20 protein-coding genes are annotated in these 18,834 nt (G+C 41.9%); 19 read left to right on the top strand and 1 reads right to left on the bottom strand.

Features of this window, described 5'->3' with window-relative positions; all coding sequences use genetic code 11:
• Positions 1–37: 37 nt before the first annotated feature.
• The 16 genes from ACFWE9_RS01575 (at position 38) to spoVM (ending at position 15,238) form a co-directional block, all read left to right on the top strand.
• Complete coding sequence (locus ACFWE9_RS01575; protein WP_230158178.1) at positions 38–913, top strand: YicC/YloC family endoribonuclease; 876 nt, start codon at positions 38–40, stop codon at positions 911–913.
• A gap of 53 nt (positions 914–966) precedes the next feature.
• Positions 967–1,230: an extracellular matrix/biofilm regulator RemA gene (gene remA, locus ACFWE9_RS01570; RefSeq protein WP_034313813.1), complete on the top strand. Its 264-nt coding sequence runs from the start codon at positions 967–969 to the stop codon at positions 1,228–1,230.
• A 10-nt stretch (positions 1,231–1,240) separates the two neighbouring features.
• Complete coding sequence (gene gmk, locus ACFWE9_RS01565) at positions 1,241–1,855, top strand: guanylate kinase (RefSeq protein WP_230158177.1); 615 nt, start codon at positions 1,241–1,243, stop codon at positions 1,853–1,855.
• A gap of 3 nt (positions 1,856–1,858) precedes the next feature.
• The gene (gene rpoZ / locus ACFWE9_RS01560; RefSeq protein WP_230158175.1) at positions 1,859–2,068 is read left to right on the top strand and encodes a DNA-directed RNA polymerase subunit omega; all 210 of its coding nucleotides are present in this window, start codon (positions 1,859–1,861) and stop codon (positions 2,066–2,068) included.
• Between the two features lie 264 nt (positions 2,069–2,332).
• On the top strand, positions 2,333–3,541 hold the full coding sequence (gene coaBC, locus ACFWE9_RS01555; protein ID WP_230158173.1) for a bifunctional phosphopantothenoylcysteine decarboxylase/phosphopantothenate--cysteine ligase CoaBC: 1,209 nt from the start codon (positions 2,333–2,335) through the stop codon (positions 3,539–3,541).
• 6 nt (positions 3,542–3,547) lie between these two features.
• Positions 3,548–5,959, top strand: a complete 2,412-nt coding sequence (priA, locus tag ACFWE9_RS01550; protein WP_230158171.1) for a primosomal protein N' — start codon at positions 3,548–3,550, stop codon at positions 5,957–5,959.
• Positions 5,960–6,056: 97 nt separating this feature from the next.
• A complete protein-coding gene (def, locus tag ACFWE9_RS01545; protein ID WP_230158169.1) occupies positions 6,057–6,542 on the top strand; it encodes a peptide deformylase in 486 nt (161 codons plus the stop codon).
• Complete coding sequence (gene fmt / locus ACFWE9_RS01540; protein ID WP_230158168.1) at positions 6,539–7,498, top strand: methionyl-tRNA formyltransferase; 960 nt, start codon at positions 6,539–6,541, stop codon at positions 7,496–7,498. Before def ends, fmt begins: the two co-directional genes overlap by 4 nt.
• Positions 7,485–8,837, top strand: coding sequence for a 16S rRNA (cytosine(967)-C(5))-methyltransferase RsmB (gene rsmB / locus ACFWE9_RS01535; RefSeq protein WP_230158166.1), 1,353 nt, complete (start codon positions 7,485–7,487; stop codon positions 8,835–8,837). The genes fmt and rsmB overlap by 14 nt, the downstream gene beginning before the upstream one ends.
• On the top strand, positions 8,837–9,931 hold the full coding sequence (gene rlmN / locus ACFWE9_RS01530) for a dual-specificity RNA methyltransferase RlmN (protein WP_230158163.1): 1,095 nt from the start codon (positions 8,837–8,839) through the stop codon (positions 9,929–9,931). The genes rsmB and rlmN overlap by 1 nt, the downstream gene beginning before the upstream one ends.
• Before the next feature lie 4 nt (positions 9,932–9,935).
• Entirely contained in the window at positions 9,936–10,685 is a 750-nt protein-coding gene (locus ACFWE9_RS01525) for a Stp1/IreP family PP2C-type Ser/Thr phosphatase (RefSeq protein WP_377355344.1), read from the top strand.
• 5 nt (positions 10,686–10,690) lie between these two features.
• Positions 10,691–12,724, top strand: a complete 2,034-nt coding sequence (pknB, locus tag ACFWE9_RS01520) for a Stk1 family PASTA domain-containing Ser/Thr kinase (protein WP_230158159.1) — start codon at positions 10,691–10,693, stop codon at positions 12,722–12,724.
• Positions 12,725–12,747: 23 nt separating this feature from the next.
• The gene (rsgA, locus tag ACFWE9_RS01515) at positions 12,748–13,629 is read left to right on the top strand and encodes a ribosome small subunit-dependent GTPase A (protein WP_230158157.1); all 882 of its coding nucleotides are present in this window, start codon (positions 12,748–12,750) and stop codon (positions 13,627–13,629) included.
• Position 13,630: 1 nt separating this feature from the next.
• Complete coding sequence (gene rpe / locus ACFWE9_RS01510) at positions 13,631–14,278, top strand: ribulose-phosphate 3-epimerase (RefSeq protein WP_377355343.1); 648 nt, start codon at positions 13,631–13,633, stop codon at positions 14,276–14,278.
• 103 nt (positions 14,279–14,381) lie between these two features.
• Entirely contained in the window at positions 14,382–15,035 is a 654-nt protein-coding gene (locus tag ACFWE9_RS01505; protein ID WP_230158153.1) for a thiamine diphosphokinase, read from the top strand.
• A 122-nt stretch (positions 15,036–15,157) separates the two neighbouring features.
• Positions 15,158–15,238 carry a stage V sporulation protein SpoVM gene (gene spoVM, locus ACFWE9_RS01500; protein WP_034313769.1) on the top strand — a complete coding sequence of 27 codons (81 nt, stop codon included), beginning with the start codon at positions 15,158–15,160 and terminating at the stop codon, positions 15,236–15,238.
• A 207-nt stretch (positions 15,239–15,445) separates the two neighbouring features.
• On the opposite strand, the gene rpmB is transcribed toward spoVM, so the two are convergent.
• Positions 15,446–15,634 (bottom strand): 50S ribosomal protein L28, encoded by a 189-nt coding sequence (rpmB, locus tag ACFWE9_RS01495; protein WP_034313767.1) that lies wholly within the window; start codon positions 15,632–15,634, stop codon positions 15,446–15,448.
• A 251-nt stretch (positions 15,635–15,885) separates the two neighbouring features.
• Between rpmB and ACFWE9_RS01490 the strand changes: the two genes are divergently transcribed.
• The 3 genes from ACFWE9_RS01490 (at position 15,886) to sdaAB (ending at position 18,827) form a co-directional block, all read left to right on the top strand.
• A complete protein-coding gene (locus ACFWE9_RS01490; protein WP_230158151.1) occupies positions 15,886–16,248 on the top strand; it encodes an Asp23/Gls24 family envelope stress response protein in 363 nt (120 codons plus the stop codon).
• Positions 16,249–16,266: 18 nt separating this feature from the next.
• Positions 16,267–17,937 carry a DAK2 domain-containing protein gene (locus tag ACFWE9_RS01485; protein ID WP_377355342.1) on the top strand — a complete coding sequence of 557 codons (1,671 nt, stop codon included), beginning with the start codon at positions 16,267–16,269 and terminating at the stop codon, positions 17,935–17,937.
• A 227-nt stretch (positions 17,938–18,164) separates the two neighbouring features.
• The gene (gene sdaAB, locus ACFWE9_RS01480) at positions 18,165–18,827 is read left to right on the top strand and encodes an L-serine ammonia-lyase, iron-sulfur-dependent subunit beta (RefSeq protein ID WP_377355341.1); all 663 of its coding nucleotides are present in this window, start codon (positions 18,165–18,167) and stop codon (positions 18,825–18,827) included.
• The last annotated feature ends 7 nt before the right edge of the window (positions 18,828–18,834 follow it).

Raw genomic sequence — 18,834 nt, 5'->3', positions numbered from 1 at the left:
CCAAATTACTACATTTTGTTTGATAGGAAGTGGAACCATGGTTACCAGTATGACGGGCTATGGAAGAGACGAAGCTGAAAACGACCAGGTCAAGGTTCTAGCCGAAATTAAGACGGTGAACCATCGTTTTTGTGAATATACAATTCGAATGCCGCGCCAGCTTCTGGTTTTGGAAGAAAAGCTGAAGAAAAAGGCGAATCAATACATAAGAAGGGGACGGGTGGAAATCTTCATTACAGTGGAAGGTGAGAGCCTGGTTTCCAAAAAGGTGAAGATCGATTGGGATCTAGCTAATCAGTATGTGAATTTGATGGATGAAGTCAAGGGAAAATACAATCTCGAAAGTTCCATTACATTACAGGATATGCTGCAGCTTGAATCAATTTTCATCACGGAAGAAGTACCGGTGGTTCCTGCCGATTTGGAAGCCCTGTTATTGAAGGCTGTCACTGGGGCCTTGGAAAATCTGAAAAAAATGCGGACTCAGGAAGGTCAGGAACTGGTCCTGGACATGAACCATCAGCTTAAAAAGTTTGGTGAGATTGTAGCTGGGCTCAAAAATTATGCACCTTCTGTCGTCGAGAAATATAAAGCCCGGTTGGAAGTCAAACTAGCTGAGTTGGCAGACGGATTGATTGAAGAAAGCCGTATTGTGACTGAAGCGGCCATTTTTGCTGATAAATGTGATATAAATGAAGAACTGACGAGACTTGAAAGCCATATACAGCAATTTTCAAGGACGCTAACCCATAGTGAACCAATTGGTAGAAAACTTGACTTCCTAGTCCAGGAAATGAATCGGGAAGTTAATACGATTGGATCAAAGGCTAATGATTCGGCCATTACCAAAGAAGTGGTGGAAATGAAAAGTCTGCTTGAAAAATTAAAAGAACAGGTTCAAAATATCGAGTAGTCGGTTTATGATGTACGTAACAAGGTGACAATAGATATGAATGGGGGACAAAAATGTCAATTAAGCTCATTAATATTGGTTTTGGGAATATCGTTTCCGCAAACCGGATCGTATCCATCGTGAGCCCTGAATCGGCTCCGATTAAAAGGATTATCCAAGACGCCCGAGATCGCGGATCCTTAATAGATGCTACATATGGTAGAAGAACCAGGGCCGTTATAATTACAGACAGCGACCATGTCATCTTATCCGCCGTTCAACCGGAGACGGTTGCCGCACGGCTTCAAGATAGAGACGACAGCGTAGAAGAGGGGTAACTGAAACAATATGAGAGAAAAAGGTTTATTAATCGTTTTGTCCGGTCCATCCGGTGTAGGTAAAGGGACAGTAAGGAAGGCAATTTTTTCTCAGCCTGGAACGGCATTTGAATATTCAATTTCGATGACGACAAGGCTGCCTCGCCATGGTGAAGTGGATGGAGTGGACTATTTCTTCAAAAAACGTGAGGAATTCGAAGCACTGATCCAAGAAGGCAAACTGCTTGAATATGCTGAGTTCGTCGGTAATTATTATGGAACACCTGTGGATTATGTCCGTGAGACGATTGATTCCGGAAAAGATGTTTTTCTGGAGATTGAAGTTCAAGGAGCTAAACAGGTTCGGGAGAAATTCCCTGAAGGACTTTTCATTTTCCTTGCTCCCCCAAGCCTGACAGAACTCGAGAGCCGTATCGTTACACGCGGCACCGAGACGGAGGAAGCTATAAAAGGCCGGATGAAAGTGGCCAAGGAAGAGATAGAACTTATGGATCTATATGATTATGTTGTTGAAAATGATCATGTGGATGCCGCATGTGCTAGAATTAATGCAATTGTAATTGCCGAGCATTGCCGTCGGGAAAGAGTTGCTGTTTTATATAAAAAAATGTTGGAGGCGGAATAAACTATGTTATATCCATCAATTGATTCTCTATTATTAAAAATCGATTCTAAATACTCACTTGTATCAGTAGCAGCTAAACGTGCCAGGGAAATGCAAATTAAAGATAACTGCCTGATGACTAAACCGGTTTCTCATAAATCAGTAGGCCGTGCACTAGAAGAAATTCATTCTGGTAAATTGACTTACGATAATTCTTACGAAGAAGAAAACTAAGAGAACACATAAGCTTGACCTATCGGGTCTGACACCCTAAAGCAAACAGGATGCGTTACATTTGGAAAGTTGCTTCCTTCCTGCGGCCAAGGTGTCAGGCCTGTTTGTTTTGATTTTCCAAAGTAAAGCTGACGGAAGGCAATTCATGAAGCAAAGATATGGAATATATAAAGAAACCATATGTAATTGCGCATATCAAATGAAATTTCTTCTGTTATCCTTCATAATTAAGAAAAATAGAATGTATAGTTAGGGGAAATTTGCATGCTTATCGATAAAAAAGTACTTCTTTGTGTCACCGGCGGAATTGCTGTATATAAGGCTGCTGCCCTGACCAGTAAATTAACACAGGAAGGTGCGCATGTAAAAGTGATCATGAGTGAATCGGCACGTCAGTTCGTGACTCCGCTAACCTTTCAAGCACTTTCGAGAAATGATGTGTACACAGATACATTTGATGAAAAGGATTCTTCGGTCATTGCCCACATCGACTTGGCAGACTGGGCGGATATCAACCTTGTGGCTCCAGCTACTGCGAATGTTATTGGTAAGATGGCCAATGGAATCGCGGATGATATGATCACAACTACACTTCTGGCGACGGAGGCACCTGTTTGGGTAGCGCCGGCAATGAACGTGCACATGTACGCCCACCCAGCGGTTCAGAAAAATATGGAGACGCTTCGTACATTCGGATATCAATTCATTGAACCTGGTGAAGGATATTTGGCATGCGGATATGTAGGGAAGGGGCGATTGGAGGAACCGGAAACGATCGTAGAACATCTCAAACATTATTTCGGTGAATTGAATTCACAGCACATGCCCCTTAAAGGGAAGAAATATTTGATAACGGCAGGACCGACTCGTGAAGCAATCGATCCGGTGCGCTACGTGACGAATCATTCCAGCGGGAAAATGGGCTATGCCCTGGCTGAGCAGGCAGTAGAACAGGGTGCTGATGTGACATTGATTACTGGTCCTGTGGACTTGACGCCGCCTTCCAAGGCTAAAGTCATACCTGTGGAATCGGCCGCAGATATGTATGATGCGGTTTTCAATCATTTCGAGACTAGTGATGTCGTAATCATGACGGCTGCAGTGGCTGACTATAAACCGAAGTTTTATCATGTTCAAAAGATGAAAAAACAGCCAGGGGAAAATGTGATTGAATTTGAACGGACGAAGGATATTCTTATGGAACTCGGTGAGAATAAAACCCATCAGTTTTTAGTGGGATTTGCGGCTGAAACGAACAACGTTGAAGAATACGCAAGAGGGAAATTAGTGAAAAAAAATGCAGATATGATCGTTGCCAATAATGTTACCGTAGCGGGGGCAGGCTTTGGAACGGATACGAACATCGTGACCATTTACGATAAGAATGGAAGTGCAGTCGAACTTCCCAAAATGAGTAAAGCGGATATAGCTAAAAGCATTTTGGCAGAAGTATCTCGCATGCAAAAGGAATGATGTCTTATGGATATTGCATCCGTCATTGTGGATGTACCTGCTAAACAAACGGATCGAGAATTTGACTATCGCATACCTGAAAAGTGGAAACAAGTCATCAAACCCGGAATGCGGGTCATCGTGCCATTTGGTCCAAGAATGGTGCAGGGATTCGTCACCGGTTTAAAAGCTACAAGCGATTTTGCAAAATTGCGTTCTATAAAAGAACCGATGGATTTGGAACCCATCCTCAATGATGAATTGCTTCAGCTGGGTGACTGGTTGACCAAAGAGGCCATGTGTTTTAAAATATCAGCTCTACAAGCCATGCTTCCGGCAGCGATGAAAGCGAAGTATGAAAAAGTGATCAATGTCATTGAAGATAAAAGGAACGAGCTCCCGCCATTCATGCAAAGTCTTTTCGGAAAGAATGATTCACTATCCTGGAAGGAAGTTATTGAAGGTGAGAATGCCTCCCTTTTTCAAAAAGAAATACAAAATGGCAATCTAGAGCTAGTCTATAATGTGAAAAACCGTCTTAATAAGAAGACGGTACGGGTTATTAAATCTTTGCTTTCCACTTCGGAACTGAAAGAAATGGCGTCAGCACTTTCCGGTCATGCAAAAAAACAACAAGAACTACTTCAATATTTTATTGAACATCAAGAACCCGTTCCTTTAAAAGAATTACTTGAATCGACCAACACATCAAGCAGTACCGTCAAATCCTTAGTGTCAAAAGGGGCATTGGCGGAAATGGATCAGGAAATATACCGTGACCCTTATGAGAATCGTGTATTCGAAAAATCCAATCCCTTTACATTAACAGATGAGCAAGCAGCAGCCTTGAAACCAATCCAAGAGAAAATACATCATGATGAACATGATGTTTTCCTTTTATATGGTGTAACCGGGAGCGGGAAGACGGAAGTGTATTTGCAAGCCATTGCCTCTGTCATTGAAAAAGGGAAGGAAGCCATCATGCTGGTGCCTGAAATCTCCTTGACTCCACAAACGGTGAAGAGGTTCAAGGAACGCTTTGGTGAGCAGGTCGCAGTCATGCATAGTGGTTTGTCGGTAGGTGAAAAATATGATGAATGGCGGAAAATTCACCGAAAAGAGGTAAAAGTGGTGGTGGGCGCCCGTTCAGCCGTGTTTGCTCCTTTTGAAAACCTAGGACTGGTCATCATTGATGAAGAGCACGAATCCAGTTATAAGCAAGAAGAAACGCCTCGGTATCATGCCAGGGATGTTGCCATTGAAAGAGCAAAATCATATCAATGTCCGGTTATTCTTGGTAGCGCCACTCCTACACTAGAGTCCTTTGCACGAGCCAAGAAAAACGTCTATGAATTACTGACACTTAGTCAGAGGATGAATAAAAATGCATTGCCTGCTGTGGACATTGTAGATATGAGGGAAGAACTAAGAACGGGAAACCGTTCCATGTTTTCGGAGCTGCTCTTTACCAAACTGAAAGACCGGCTTGAAAAGGGTCAGCAAACTGTCCTGATGCTAAATAAACGGGGGCATTCATCCTTTGTAATGTGCCGAAGCTGCGGATTGGTCATCAACTGCCCTAATTGTGACATTTCACTCACCTATCATCGCTTTAATGATATAATGAAATGCCATTATTGTGGATTTGAAGAGGGGATGCCTTCCGTTTGCCCAGAATGTGAAAGTGAACATATACGGTTCTTTGGTACAGGCACTCAAAAGGTTGAGGAAGAGCTTGCGAAAATCCTCCCTGATGCACGAGTAATAAGGATGGATGTCGACACAACAAGTAAAAAGGGTTCGCATGAGCGGTTGCTGAATGCCTTTGGTGAAGGGAAGGCAGATATATTACTAGGCACCCAAATGATTGCAAAGGGCCTTGATTTTCCTAATATCACTCTTGTTGGAGTCCTTTCAGCTGATACGATGCTTCATTTACCTGATTTTCGTTCTTCGGAAAAGACCTTCCAGCTCCTGACACAGGTCAGCGGAAGGGCAGGACGCCATCAACTACCGGGAGAAGTAGTCATCCAGACCTATACACCTGAGCACTACAGCATCGAGCTTTCTGCCCTGCAGGATTATGATGCTTTCTATGAACGGGAGATGCATCTCCGCAGGCAAAGTCATTACCCACCCTATTATTATGTTGTCCTTATAACCGTTTCACATGAAGATTTAATGAAAACAGTGAGTGTTACTGAAAAAATTACCAATTATTTAGGTTCTCGATTGAATCGGGATTCTATCGTTCTCGGTCCGGTTGCTTCGCCCATTAGTCGAATCAACAATAGATATCGTTATCAATGTCTGATAAAATACAAACGAGAGCCGGAGCTTACTCAGCATTTACGGACACTTTTAGAGCATTATCAAAAAGAAACGGCTCAAAATCATCTGCAGATTTCTATAGATTTAAATCCACAGATCATGATGTAATTGTTTAAGAGTTGGATGATTGCCGCGAGCTTTTCTTAAGCTTGCGTTTTTATATAATGAAGTGTTGTTTTTCATATCTAGGAGGGTACCTTTAATTTTGGCTATTTTACCGATTGTCTTGTTTCCTGATAAAATTTTACAACAAAAATGCGATAAAATAACAAGTTTTGATAAAAAATTGGCAAAGCTGTTAAATAACATGTACGAAACGATGGTAGAAGCGGATGGTGTTGGTATTGCGGCACCTCAGGTTGGCGTGAAAAAGCAAGTTGCTGTCGTCGAAATAGAGGAAGGATCAGGTGCAATCGAACTGATTAATCCAGAAGTGCTGGAAATGAAGGGCGAACAGACTGGTGTTGAAGGCTGCTTGAGCTTCCCGAGTTTATACGGTGAGGTATCGCGCCCATACCGCGTCAAGGTTCGGGCACAAGACCGAAAAGGAACTTTTTTCGAGATAGAAGCGGAGGATTTCCTCGCAAAGGCCCTTCTGCACGAAATCGATCATTTGCAAGGTGTTTTATTCACTAGTAAGGTTTCCCGCTATATTTCGGAAGAAGAGTTAGAAAGGTTTGAAGAAGAATGACAAAAATTATATTTATGGGAACACCGGACTTTTCAGTTCCAGTGTTGAAAAGAATCATTGATGAAGGATATGACGTAATTGCTGTCGTCACACAGCCCGATCGTCCAGTTGGCCGAAAAAAGGTACTAACGCCGCCGCCAGTTAAGGTCGAAGCCGAGAAGCAGGGGATTCCCGTTTATCAGCCCGAAAAAATCCGTGAAAAAGAAGAACTTGAAAAGATCATTGCATTGAATCCTGACTTAGTGGTGACAGCAGCTTTCGGACAAATCCTTCCGAATGAATTGCTGGAAGCCCCTAAATACGGATGCATTAACGTACATGCTTCCCTGCTCCCTGAACTGCGTGGAGGGGCGCCCATCCATTATTCGATTTTACAGGGGAAAGAAAAGACAGGAATTACCATTATGTATATGGCGGAGAAATTGGATGCCGGGGATATATTGACTCAGGCGGAAGTTACCATAGAGGAAGAAGATAACGTCGGCACATTACATGATAAATTAAGCATGATAGGGTCGGATTTACTTGCTGTGACACTGCCGAAACTTTTAAAGGAAGAGTTACACGCGATTAAGCAAGATGAGAATAAAGCGACTTTCGCACCTAACATTAAACGGTCGGAGGAAAAAATCGACTGGTCGAAAACAGGGGAAAACATCTATAACCATGTACGTGGCTTGAATCCTTGGCCTGTTGCCTATACGACCTTAAATGGGGCCATTTTAAAAATTTGGCAGGCGAAAAGACTGGAACATGGCAATCAGGCAGTTCCGGGCACGATTATTGATGTACGAAATGATGGTTTCATTGTTTCGACTGGCAATGAGACGGCGATACTAGTTACTGAACTGCAGCCTTCAGGGAAGAAAAAAATGCCGGCGAAAGATTACTTGCGTGGAGCCGGATCGTTCATTAAAGCAGGCATGAAGTTAGGAGAACAAAATGAAGCAAACTAAAAAGGGAGTACGTGAAATCGCTCTCGATATTTTGGAATCTGTAGAGAAAAACCAATCCTACAGTAACCTACTATTAAACAACCTGATTAAAAAGCACCAGTTATCCGCTGTGGACAGTGGTTTGCTTACAGAAATAAGCTACGGGACCATACAGCGGAAGATGACTTTGGATTACTATTTGAATCCGTATATTAAACAACCCAAAAAAACGCAAAGCTGGGTCATCAATTTACTTAGGCTTTCCGTTTATCAAATGGTTTATTTAGATAAAGTTCCAGATCATGCGATTATTTTCGAGGCTGTCGAAATCTCTAAAAAGCGTGGGCATAAGGGTACATCATCAATGGTCAATGGCGTGCTCCGTAATATTCAAAGAAATGGTGTTCCTTCTCTTGATGATATCAAAGGCGATATTGAACGGCTATCCATCGAAGTAAGCCATCCAGCTTGGCTGGTCAACCGCTGGGTAGAGCAATTTGGGTTTGAAAAAACCAGGGAAATGTGTGAAATCAACCTTACTGCACCATTGCAGACGGGACGAGTGAATTTAAAGAAGATTTCACGCAGTGAATTGATCAGCATATTAACGGAAGAAGGATATGACGTTGAAGCGAGTGAAGTCGTTCCCGAAGCCATCGTCAGCTATAAAGGTAATCTAGCACATTCTGAAAGCTATAAATTGGGGTATTTATCAATTCAGGACGAAAGTTCAATGCTTGTTGCCCATGCGTTGGGTGCAAATGAAAATGATGCTGTACTCGATTGCTGTGCTGCACCTGGGGGGAAAACGACTCATATCGCAGAAGGCTTAACCACTGGACAGGTATATGCGCTTGACCTTCATGAGCATAAGGTAAAGCTCATCAAAGAGCAGGCAGAGCGTCTAAAACTGAGAAACAATATTAAGACAATGGCACTTGATAGCAGAAAAGTGCAGGAACATTTTAATAAAGAAGGGTTTGACCGGGTCTTGATCGATGCACCATGCTCAGGATTGGGAGTGATGCGCCGGAAGCCGGATGTAAAGTACACAAAAACAAAAGATGATATAATGAAACTCTCAAGTATACAAAAACAATTATTGGAAGCTGCTGCCCCACTTGTAAAGCAAGGCGGACGGTTAGTATATAGTACATGTACGGTGGATAGAGAAGAAAATGACAAAGTTGCTGCAGCATTTTTGGAAAACCATCCGGATTTTGAAAGCGATGCATCCTTGTCCTCAAGAATGCCAAAAAGCGTTCAGCCATTTATCGAGGGCCATACGTTGCAAGTTTTTCCGCAATATTTTAGCAGTGACGGATTCTTTATTGCGAGTTTCAGAAAGAAGGTGCTGTAATGGCAGAAATCACTAAATCATCCAGAGTAAGAAAAGACACAACACCAGAAAAACCATCGATTTATTCATTAGAGCTACATCAGATTAAGGAATGGCTCATTCAAAATGGCGAGAAGGCATTCAGGGCCGATCAAGTTTATGACTGGCTTTATAAAAAGCGTGTCTCTAGTTTTGAAGATATGTCCAACCTTTCGAAATCTTTACGTGATAAGCTGGAATCCCAATTCACATTCACAACATTGAAAACTTTGATTCAACAAACGTCCAATGACGGAACGATGAAGTTTTTATTTGAACTCCAAGATGGATATTCGATTGAAACGGTGTTGATGCGCCATGAATACGGAAACTCCATTTGTGTGACAACACAGGTTGGTTGTAGAATTGGCTGTACCTTCTGTGCATCTACACTTGGCGGTTTAAAGCGAAACCTAGAATCAGGGGAAATTGTTGCTCAGGTCGTTAAAGTACAGCAGGCACTTGACGAAGTGGAAGAACGTGTTAGCTCTGTGGTTATCATGGGTATCGGTGAACCATTCGATAACTATGATAATATGATGTCATTCTTGAAGAATATTAACCATGAAAAAGGCTTGAACATCGGAGCACGTCATATTACCGTTTCTACAAGTGGAATCATTCCTAAGATCTATAAATTTGCAGAAGAAAGCATGCAAATCAACTTTGCTGTTTCCCTGCATGCACCGAACACGGAATTGAGAAGTAAATTGATGCCGATCAACAAAGCCTACAAACTACCAGACTTGATTGAGGCTATCAAATACTATACAGAAAAAACAGGGCGCCGTGTAAGTTTTGAATATGGTCTATTCGGTGGCGAAAATGATACAGTGGAACACGCCGAAGAATTAGCTGATTTAATAAGCGGGATAAAATGTCATGTCAACTTAATTCCGGTTAACTATGTACCGGAGCGCAACTATGTTCGTACACCTCGGGACCAAATTTTTGAGTTTGAAAAAACATTGAAAAAGCGCGGCATTAATGTAACAATCCGAAGGGAACAAGGCAGTGATATTGACGCAGCCTGCGGCCAGCTTCGGGCCAAGGAGCGCAAAGAAGAGACGAGGTGACCCTATGAGGGCAATATTTAAAACAGACCGTGGAAAAGTCCGCCAGCATAATGAAGATAATGGCGGAATCTTTAAGAACTCGGAAGGCGTTCGCCTTGCCATCGTTGCAGATGGCATGGGCGGCCACCGTGCCGGGGATGTAGCAAGTGCAATGACGGTTGACCTTCTGAAAAAGGGCTGGGAGGTATCCAGTGGGATCGAAACGGCAAATGATGCCGAGGACTGGCTGAAACAGCAAATCTTCTTGGTCAATCAGTTGCTTTTTGAACATGCCGAAGCGAATACAGAATGTAAGGGCATGGGAACCACCATTGTTGCAGCCATCTGTACTGACAAGTTTGCGACGATTGCCAACATCGGGGATAGCCGTTGTTATTTGTATAATGAGAGTGGTTTTAAGCAGGTCACGGAAGATCATTCACTTGTTAACGAATTGGTTCGTTCTGGGCAGATAACGAAGGAAGATGCAGATAATCATCCACGAAAAAATGTTTTATTACGAGCCTTGGGGACTGAAACGCAAGTGGAGATGGACATCACGACGGTCATCTTCGAAGAAAGTGATTTACTTTTGCTTTGTTCGGACGGTTTAACGAATAAAGTGAGTGAACAGGAACTTGAAGAAACCGTTACCAATGGACAGCCTCTTGAAGAAAAGGCGAATTCATTAATAGATAAGGCCAATCACTACGGTGGGGAAGATAATATCACCCTTGTGCTTGTTCAATTTACTGATGAAAGCGAAAGCAGGTGAATTGAATGTTGATTGGTAGAAGAATCAACGGCCGCTATAAACTGATCAAAATGGTCGGCGGCGGCGGTATGGCGAATGTTTACCTTGCAAGGGATATGATTTTAGATAGGGATGTTGCATTGAAAATCCTTCGCATGGATTTCAATAATGACGAAGAGTTCATCAAGCGCTTCAATCGGGAAGCGCAATCGGCAACCAGTTTGGCCCATCCCAATATCGTAAGTATTTATGATGTTGGTGAAGAAGATTCCATCTACTATATTGTAATGGAATACGTGGATGGTTTTACACTTAAGCAATACATACAAAAGTATTATCCCATACCAGTTGAAAAAGCGTTGGATATCATGAAGCAAATCACGGCAGCGATTTCGCATGCCCATCACAATGGGATTATACATCGTGATATCAAGCCACAGAACATTTTGATTGATAAAGAAGGAACCGTCAAGATTACGGACTTTGGAATTGCATTGGCCTTAAGTGCAACAAACATAACTCAGACGAATGCAGTCTTAGGCTCCGTTCATTACTTGTCTCCAGAACAGGCTAGGGGCGGGATGGCCAATAAGAAATCGGACATTTATTCACTTGGCATCGTCATGTTTGAATTACTGACGGGGAGATTGCCTTTTTCGGGTGAATCTGCCGTTTCGATAGCACTTAAACATTTACAATCGGAAACTCCATCACCAAAACGCTGGAACTCTGAAATACCTCAGAGCGTGGAAAATATTATCTTGAAAGCGACAGCCAAAGATTCATATTACCGCTATGAAAGCGTAGACTCAATGGAAGATGATATTCGTACGTCGCTGAATCCTGAGCGTTCAAACGAGCTGCCGTTTGCGATACCTGAAGATCATGATGCAACTAAAGCCATTCCGGTCATTACGGATGATCAGCTTTCAAGTGTTGATGAGACAATCATAAGAGGGCCGGAAAAAAACACTCTAGTCTATGCGGACGATGGCGAAAGTGAATCAGAAGAAGACATTAAAACGAACAAGAAACTGAAGAAACAAAAGAAACAGAAAAAACAAAAAACGAAGTCTAAACAAAAAGATAAAAAACGAAAGAAAATGCCAGCCATTTTGGTGACCATCTTTTTGGTTCTCGCGCTGCTTGCCGTTTTATCTGTCACTGTAGGACCTTCCCTATTCGGTTCGAAGGAAGTGACGATCCCTGACCTTAAAGGGAAAGAGTTGGAAGATGCCATTACTGAATTGCTTGAATTGGATTTGGTCATCGGAGATACGATCGAGATTGAAGATGAAGAGGTTGAATCGGGCCTGGTGATCAAAACCAACCCTAAGGAAGGAAGGACGGTCAAGGTAGGTGCAGAAATCCATATTTATCAAAGTATTGGTAAAGAAACGATATCATTATCCAGCTATGAAGGAAGACATTACTCTGATGTTAAATCCCTCCTTGATAAAATGGGCTTCAAAAATATTAGCGTGACCGAAAAATATGATGACAGTGCAGCCGGTACAATCATAAATCAAACGCCTTCGGGTGCCGCTGAAATCGTCCCATCCGAGACGGAGCTTGAGTTAACGGTGAGCAAAGGGGAAGATTTATTGAGTTTAAAGGACCTGACAGGGTTCAATGAAGCTGGGCTTAATGATTATTCCAACGAAAGTGGAATAAAGATCGATGTGGAAGAAGAAGTCTATGATGATTCCGTCGCTGAGGGGCTTGTCATCTCGCAGTCACCTGAACCTGCTACAAAGGTGGAAAGAGGCAGTACGGTGAAAGTCGTCCTTTCAAAAGGGAAAGAAGAGATCCCTCCTAAGAATGTAACGGAGGAAATCAAGATCGAGTATGATCCGATTGAGCAAGGCAAAGCGCAAAAAGTACAAATTTTCATAGAGGATATCAACAATAGCATGACCGAGCCTAAAGAATCATTCTTTATTGTGGAAGATGCCAAGCGAACGATTGAATTAACGGTTTCCCCAGATAAGAAAGCCGGATATAAAGTCATGCGGGACAATCAGGTCATCATTGATCAAGCCGTCTCTTATCCCGACTAAATTTAATAATTAGGAGTGTGGTTATGCCCGAAGGAAAAATTATCAAAGCATTAAGTGGATTTTATTATGTCCTTGATGGAGAAGAGGTCTTTCAATGCCGCGGACGGGGAGTATTCAGGAAAAACAAGATTACGCCACTTGTTGGTGATTATGTGGTTTTCCAAGCGGAAAATAAAACGGACGGGACCGTAACCGAAATAAAACCGCGAAAGAATGAATTGATTCGTCCGCAGATATCAAATGTAGACCAAGCCATCCTTGTCTTTTCAGCAGTTGAACCTGATTTCAGTACAGCATTGCTTGATCGATTTCTCGTGCTTATCGAAGATAACGAAATCGAACCCATTATTGTCGTGACGAAACTGGACTTGGTTACTTCTGAAAACCGAAAGAAATTGTCTCAGTATATCAAAGACTATCAGAAACTAGGATATACGGTACTGGAGACATCGTCCGTTACCGCTGGAGGGATTGAAGAACTAGTTCCGTTTTTAGAAGGAAAAACGAGTGTTTTTGCCGGTCAGTCCGGAGTTGGGAAATCATCTTTACTGAATGCGATCAATCCTGAATTGGCTTTAAAGACAGATGATATTTCATCACATCTAGGACGCGGAAAGCATACAACGCGTCACGTTGAATTGATTCACATTGGTTCTGGACTTGTCGCGGATACACCGGGATTCAGTTCACTTGAATTCATGGAAATGGAAGCTGAACGTTTATCCTATTGCTTCCCGGAAATGCATAAGCATGGGGAAGACTGTAAATTCCGGGCTTGCTTGCATGATAAAGAACCGAAGTGTGCCGTAAAGGATGCGGTTGATGCCGGTGAAATTCCGCGTTATCGATATGAGCATTATATGCAATTCCTAGAAGAAATTAGAGATAGAAAGCCGAGGTATTGAAATGGTTAAAATTGCGCCATCCATTTTATCAGCTAACTTTGCAAAATTGGGAGAAGAGATTCTGGATGTGGAAAGGGGCGGAGCGGATTTCATCCATGTAGATGTCATGGATGGTCATTTCGTGCCGAACATTACGATAGGCTCGCTCATTGTCGATGCTATCAGACCGGTGACAAAGCTTCCGCTTGATGTTCACTTAATGATTGAAAAACCGGATCTTTATATCGAGGCGTTTGCTAAAGCGGGAGCCGATTATATAACTGTACATGTAGAGGCATGCACTCATTTGCATCGGACGATACAATTAATTAAATCTTTTGGTGTAAAGGCAGGCGTTGTGCTTAACCCAGCCACTCCAGCTTCCTTGCTCCAACCTATAATCGAAGAAATTGACATGGTGTTGTTGATGACAGTTAACCCAGGTTTTGGCGGGCAAAAGTTCATCAAATCCGTACTGCCAAAAATTGCTGAAGTGAAGGCGATGGCAGACATGTATAATCAGAATCTGGAAATAGAGATTGATGGTGGAGTAAATGAAGAAACGGCTAAACTTTGTATTGAACAAGGGGCAACAGTTCTAGTGGCCGGTTCAGCAATATATAATCAAGAAGATCGCCACGCAGCGATTCAAAAGATTCGGGGAAAGTGAGATAAAGTCGACATTATCATATTCATATGATAGTGATCGGCTTTTTTTAACAATGTTATAAAAGCAGCTCGGATATGAATATACGTAGAAAAGGAAGATGATCATGATTATTAGTATAATGGCTGGAGGTCCAGAATGTTTGTTGCCGGATTTGACGAGATATAAAGAGATGACTGATTTTTGGGTTGGGGTTGATAGGGGAGTATGGTCCTTGCTGGAAAAAGGTATCGAACCTAAGTGTGGTTTTGGGGATTTTGATTCAGTCTCGGAAGATGAATACAGGAAAATTGAACAAAGGCTCGAACACATCAATCTATATTCTTCCGAAAAGGATGAAACGGATTTAGAAATCGCATTTAAATGGGCAATAAATCAAAAACCAAGAGAAATTCATATTCTGGGCGCTACAGGGGGGAGAATGGATCATTTTCTCGGTAATATCCAGCTGCTCCAAAAAGAAAGTGTCCTCCCAAATCATGCCGATATTGATATATACATAGTCGATCAGCAAAATATATTCACAGTAAAGACAGCAGGCTCATATCAGGTCACTGCTTTGAAAGATAAGAAGTACTTGTCATTGCTCCCTGTTACGGCAAAAGTCACTGGTATTACACTATCGGGCTTCAAATACCCATTGAGTGATGCAAGCCTTGAAATAGGTTCGACACTCTGTATCAGCAATGAACTAATTTCCGAATCTGGGAATGTTTCATTTGAGGAAGGCATATTAATGGTGATAAGAAGCAGTGATTAAAATTCATGCTTAGAGCAGATTCGGATATAATTACGATCATCCTATATCCGCTTAAAAGCTTATGTTGTAATAGAAAAATTCCACTTCATCTTAATTTGTGGGATGCAAAGAGGAGGAGCATGATGAAATTTTATACGATTAAATTGCCAAAAGTTCTGGGCAGTTTGGTAAGGGCTATGCTCGGAGCGTTTAAAAAAGGCTGATACTTATCACCATGACACCTCTCAAATTCAGGGAGGTGTTATTTTTCGGGATTTCTGGGGGATAATGAAAGGGGTGGCCATCCATTAATGGGTGATGACTTCTTTTCTTGATGCAACTAGAGACCTGATCAATGAAATTATTAACCATCCCCATTAAAAATGCCAGCCATTTCAAGTAAAAAGGCATCCTTAGAGGATGCCGTAACATTATACGCGTTCTACTTTGCCCGATTTAAGAGCTCTTGCAGAAACGTATACACGTTTAGGTTTACCGTCAACTAAAATACGTACTTTTTGAAGGTTAGCGCCCCATGTACGCTTGCTAGCGTTCATTGCGTGAGAGCGGCTGTTACCAGAACGAGTTCTTCTTCCAGTGATTACACATTTACGTGCCATGTTAAATTCCCTCCTAACTACAACAAGCTTAAGTTTTCGCAGTCGTCTTAAGTCTTTGTAAAATACTTTAATAATTTATCATACCTACCGGGAGAATGCAATACTTCAGTTAATTACTTTCAAGAAAAAAACCTTGACATACATACTTTAAAATTGAATTATATTAAGTACCGTACGACATTTACTTTTAAAACCATAGACATTATAGTAAAATGTCTTTAGTTGATTGATTTTTTGGGAGGGAAAAGAAAATGTCTATCGAATTACAAACGAAATATGGACAAATTGATATATCTAATGATGTTATCGCTACTGTAGCAGGCGGCGCAGCTGTGGATTGCTACGGAATTATAGGAATGGCTTCCAAAAAACAATTTAAAGACGGCATAGCCGAAATTTTAAGAAAAGAAAACTTTACTAAGGGTGTAATAGTCCGTCAAGAAGAGGAAGAAGTTCATATCGATATGTATATTATCGTAAGTTATGGAACAAAAATCTCGGAAGTTGCACATAACGTGCAATCAAAGGTGAAATACACTCTGGACAAAACTGTAGGATTATCGGTTGAATCCGTTAACATTTTTGTGCAGGGAGTTCGTGTGACGAACCCTTAAGTATAGGAGGAAAGTTTTGTGTCAATTACAAGTTTAAACGGAAAGCGCTTTGCAGAAATGATCATTCAAGGTGCCAATCATTTAGCGGCTAATGCCCAAATGGTTGATGCATTGAATGTTTTCCCTGTTCCAGATGGAGATACTGGAACGAATATGAACTTATCGATGACTTCCGGAGCGAAGGAAGTGCAAAATAACGTCCAGGAACACATCGGAAAAGTGGGTACCTCCCTTTCTAGAGGACTGCTAATGGGCGCTCGCGGTAATTCGGGTGTAATCCTTTCACAACTTTTCCGCGGTTTTGCTAAAGCGATTGAACATAAATCGGAAATCAATAGTGAAGAATTCGCCGAAGCATTTGAAGCAGGAGTTCAGACAGCTTATAAAGCTGTAATGAAACCAGTTGAAGGAACGATTTTAACGGTTGCAAAAGATGCTGCCAAGCAAGCGGTTTCATCAGCGGCCAAGCACCAAGACCTCATTCAGGTAATGGAAGAAATCGTCACGGAGGCTAATGCTTCATTAAAACGCACACCGGATCTTCTTCCCGTTTTAAAAGAAGTAGGAGTAGTTGATAGCGGCGGACAAGGGTTGGTATTCGTATATGAAGGCTTCCTTGCTGAGCTGAAAGGTGAAGCCCTTCCAGTACGATCTGCGAATGGCCCAAGCATGGATGACTTGGTCAGTGCCGAGCATCACATGAATGTACAAGGACATATGAACACGGAAGATATCGTATTTGGCTACTGCACTGAATTCATGGTCCGATTGGAAAGTGAAAAACTTGCCAATAAACCGTTTGACGAAGAAAAATTCCGTAATGATTTAAGTGAATACGGAGATTCGTTGCTGGTCATCTCAGATGATGAAGTTGTCAAAGTACATATTCACTCAGAACAGCCTGGAACGTGTCTGAATTATGGACAGCAATACGGTAGCTTGATCAAACTCAAAATCGATAATATGCGCGAACAGCATACTGCGATTGTAGGTGAAACGAATACGCAGCTCCAAACGAAACCGGCAGCGAAAGATAAATTCGGTGTAGTGTCTGTAGCAATGGGTACAGGCATCAGTGAGCTATTCAAAAGCATCGGCGCTAAGTCTGTCATCGAAGGCGGACAAACGATGAACCCTAGCACCGAAGACATTGTAAAAGCAGTCGAAGAGGCATATGCAGAACATGTCATCATCTTGCCTAACAATAAAAATATCATTATGGCAGCCAATCAAGCTGCAGATGTCCTTGGTGATCACGTGATTGTCATTCCATCGAAAACAGTACCACAGGGGATGGCTGCATTATTGGCTTTCAACCCATCCCTGGATGCTGCCGAGAATAAAAAAGTGATGATTGAAGCCCTTTCACATGTGAAAACGGGCCAGATTACTTATGCTGTCCGGGATACCAACATTGACGGCCTTTCAATTGAGACCGGAGATTTCATGGGAATTGCTGAAGGAACCATCAAAGTGAAGGATAAAGACATGACGCAGGCGGCAAAAAATCTTCTTTCTGAGATGATTGACGAAGATTCCGAAATCCTGACCATCTTATATGGAGAAGATGCACCTACAGAAGAAGTCCAAGGTCTAGTTGCGTTTTGTAATGAGAATTTCGAAGATGTTGAAGTGGAAGTCCATAATGGAAAACAACCATTATATTCTTACATTTTTTCAATTGAATAAGAGAAGCATCATGAAGATAAGGGAGACTGATCCGTCTCTTTGATTTGAAGGATTCTGAAAAAATAAAAGGCAATAAACTGCATATGTCATTAGGCTATGCAGTTTTATTTTTTTTGAAATAAAAGATTAGAAACAGCATGATTGGAATTACGTTATATTTGGCGTTATTATTAAACCATCTCCTAGTGTTTCCCTTGGGTTCAGTTCTAAAGAAGGAGGAGCAACTCATGAAATTTAGAAGTGTATTCGATATAATTGGCCCTGTTATGATCGGCCCCTCTAGTTCCCATACTGCAGGAGCTGCAAGAATAGGGAGGGTTGCCAGGAATTTATTCGACCGGGAACCCAAATGGGCCCACATTTCCTTTTACGGTTCGTTTGCCAAAACCTATAAAGGCCATGGAACGGATGTGGCCATTGTAGGAGGTTTGCTTGATTTTGATACATTTGACGAGAGAATTAAAGAATCACTGGAAATAGCCCGCAAAAAGAAAATCAAAATTACATTCAGGGAAGAGGAAGCTGTCCCGGAACATCCCAATACAGCAAAAATAACGGTGGGTGATGATGATGGTGAACTTGAACTTGTCGGAATTTCGATTGGCGGGGGAAAGATTGAAATTGTCGAACTGAATGGGTTTAAATTGAGGCTGTCCGGCCACAACCCAGCCATACTCGTCGTTCATGATGACCGATTTGGTGCCATTGCCAATGTTTCTAACATTTTAGCCAAGCATCAAATCAATATTGGCCAGATGGAAGTTTCCCGTAAAGAGAAAGGGAAGATGGCCTTGATGACCATTGAAGTGGATCAAAACTTGGAGAATCAAGTCATTGATGAAATTACAGCTCTCCCTAACATTACTCAAGTAGCGAGGATTGTTGATTGATAAGGGC

The sequence above is a fragment of the Peribacillus sp. NPDC060253 genome (assembly GCF_042727425.1).
GTDB lineage: Bacteria > Bacillota > Bacilli > Bacillales > DSM-1321 > Peribacillus.
This window is presented reverse-complemented; position numbering and strand designations above follow the sequence as displayed.

What these genes read in the sequence shown, in the direction of transcription:
- coaBC (WP_230158173.1), top strand. Translation starts at nt 2,333, where the DNA reads ATGCTTATCGATAAAAAAGTACTTCTTTGTGTCACCGGCGGAATTGCT.
- ACFWE9_RS01575 (WP_230158178.1), top strand. Translation starts at nt 38, where the DNA reads ATGGTTACCAGTATGACGGGCTATGGAAGAGACGAAGCTGAAAACGAC.
- gmk (WP_230158177.1), top strand. Translation starts at nt 1,241, where the DNA reads ATGAGAGAAAAAGGTTTATTAATCGTTTTGTCCGGTCCATCCGGTGTA.
- priA (WP_230158171.1), top strand. Translation starts at nt 3,548, where the DNA reads ATGGATATTGCATCCGTCATTGTGGATGTACCTGCTAAACAAACGGAT.
- remA (WP_034313813.1), top strand. Translation starts at nt 967, where the DNA reads ATGTCAATTAAGCTCATTAATATTGGTTTTGGGAATATCGTTTCCGCA.
- rpmB (WP_034313767.1), bottom strand. Translation starts at nt 15,634, where the DNA reads ATGGCACGTAAATGTGTAATCACTGGAAGAAGAACTCGTTCTGGTAAC.
- sdaAB (WP_377355341.1), top strand. Translation starts at nt 18,165, where the DNA reads ATGAAATTTAGAAGTGTATTCGATATAATTGGCCCTGTTATGATCGGC.
- pknB (WP_230158159.1), top strand. Translation starts at nt 10,691, where the DNA reads ATGTTGATTGGTAGAAGAATCAACGGCCGCTATAAACTGATCAAAATG.
- rpoZ (WP_230158175.1), top strand. Translation starts at nt 1,859, where the DNA reads ATGTTATATCCATCAATTGATTCTCTATTATTAAAAATCGATTCTAAA.
- rpe (WP_377355343.1), top strand. Translation starts at nt 13,631, where the DNA reads ATGGTTAAAATTGCGCCATCCATTTTATCAGCTAACTTTGCAAAATTG.
- rsgA (WP_230158157.1), top strand. Translation starts at nt 12,748, where the DNA reads ATGCCCGAAGGAAAAATTATCAAAGCATTAAGTGGATTTTATTATGTC.
- fmt (WP_230158168.1), top strand. Translation starts at nt 6,539, where the DNA reads ATGACAAAAATTATATTTATGGGAACACCGGACTTTTCAGTTCCAGTG.
- ACFWE9_RS01525 (WP_377355344.1), top strand. Translation starts at nt 9,936, where the DNA reads ATGAGGGCAATATTTAAAACAGACCGTGGAAAAGTCCGCCAGCATAAT.
- rlmN (WP_230158163.1), top strand. Translation starts at nt 8,837, where the DNA reads ATGGCAGAAATCACTAAATCATCCAGAGTAAGAAAAGACACAACACCA.
- spoVM (WP_034313769.1), top strand. Translation starts at nt 15,158, where the DNA reads ATGAAATTTTATACGATTAAATTGCCAAAAGTTCTGGGCAGTTTGGTA.
- ACFWE9_RS01505 (WP_230158153.1), top strand. Translation starts at nt 14,382, where the DNA reads ATGATTATTAGTATAATGGCTGGAGGTCCAGAATGTTTGTTGCCGGAT.
- ACFWE9_RS01490 (WP_230158151.1), top strand. Translation starts at nt 15,886, where the DNA reads ATGTCTATCGAATTACAAACGAAATATGGACAAATTGATATATCTAAT.
- rsmB (WP_230158166.1), top strand. Translation starts at nt 7,485, where the DNA reads ATGAAGCAAACTAAAAAGGGAGTACGTGAAATCGCTCTCGATATTTTG.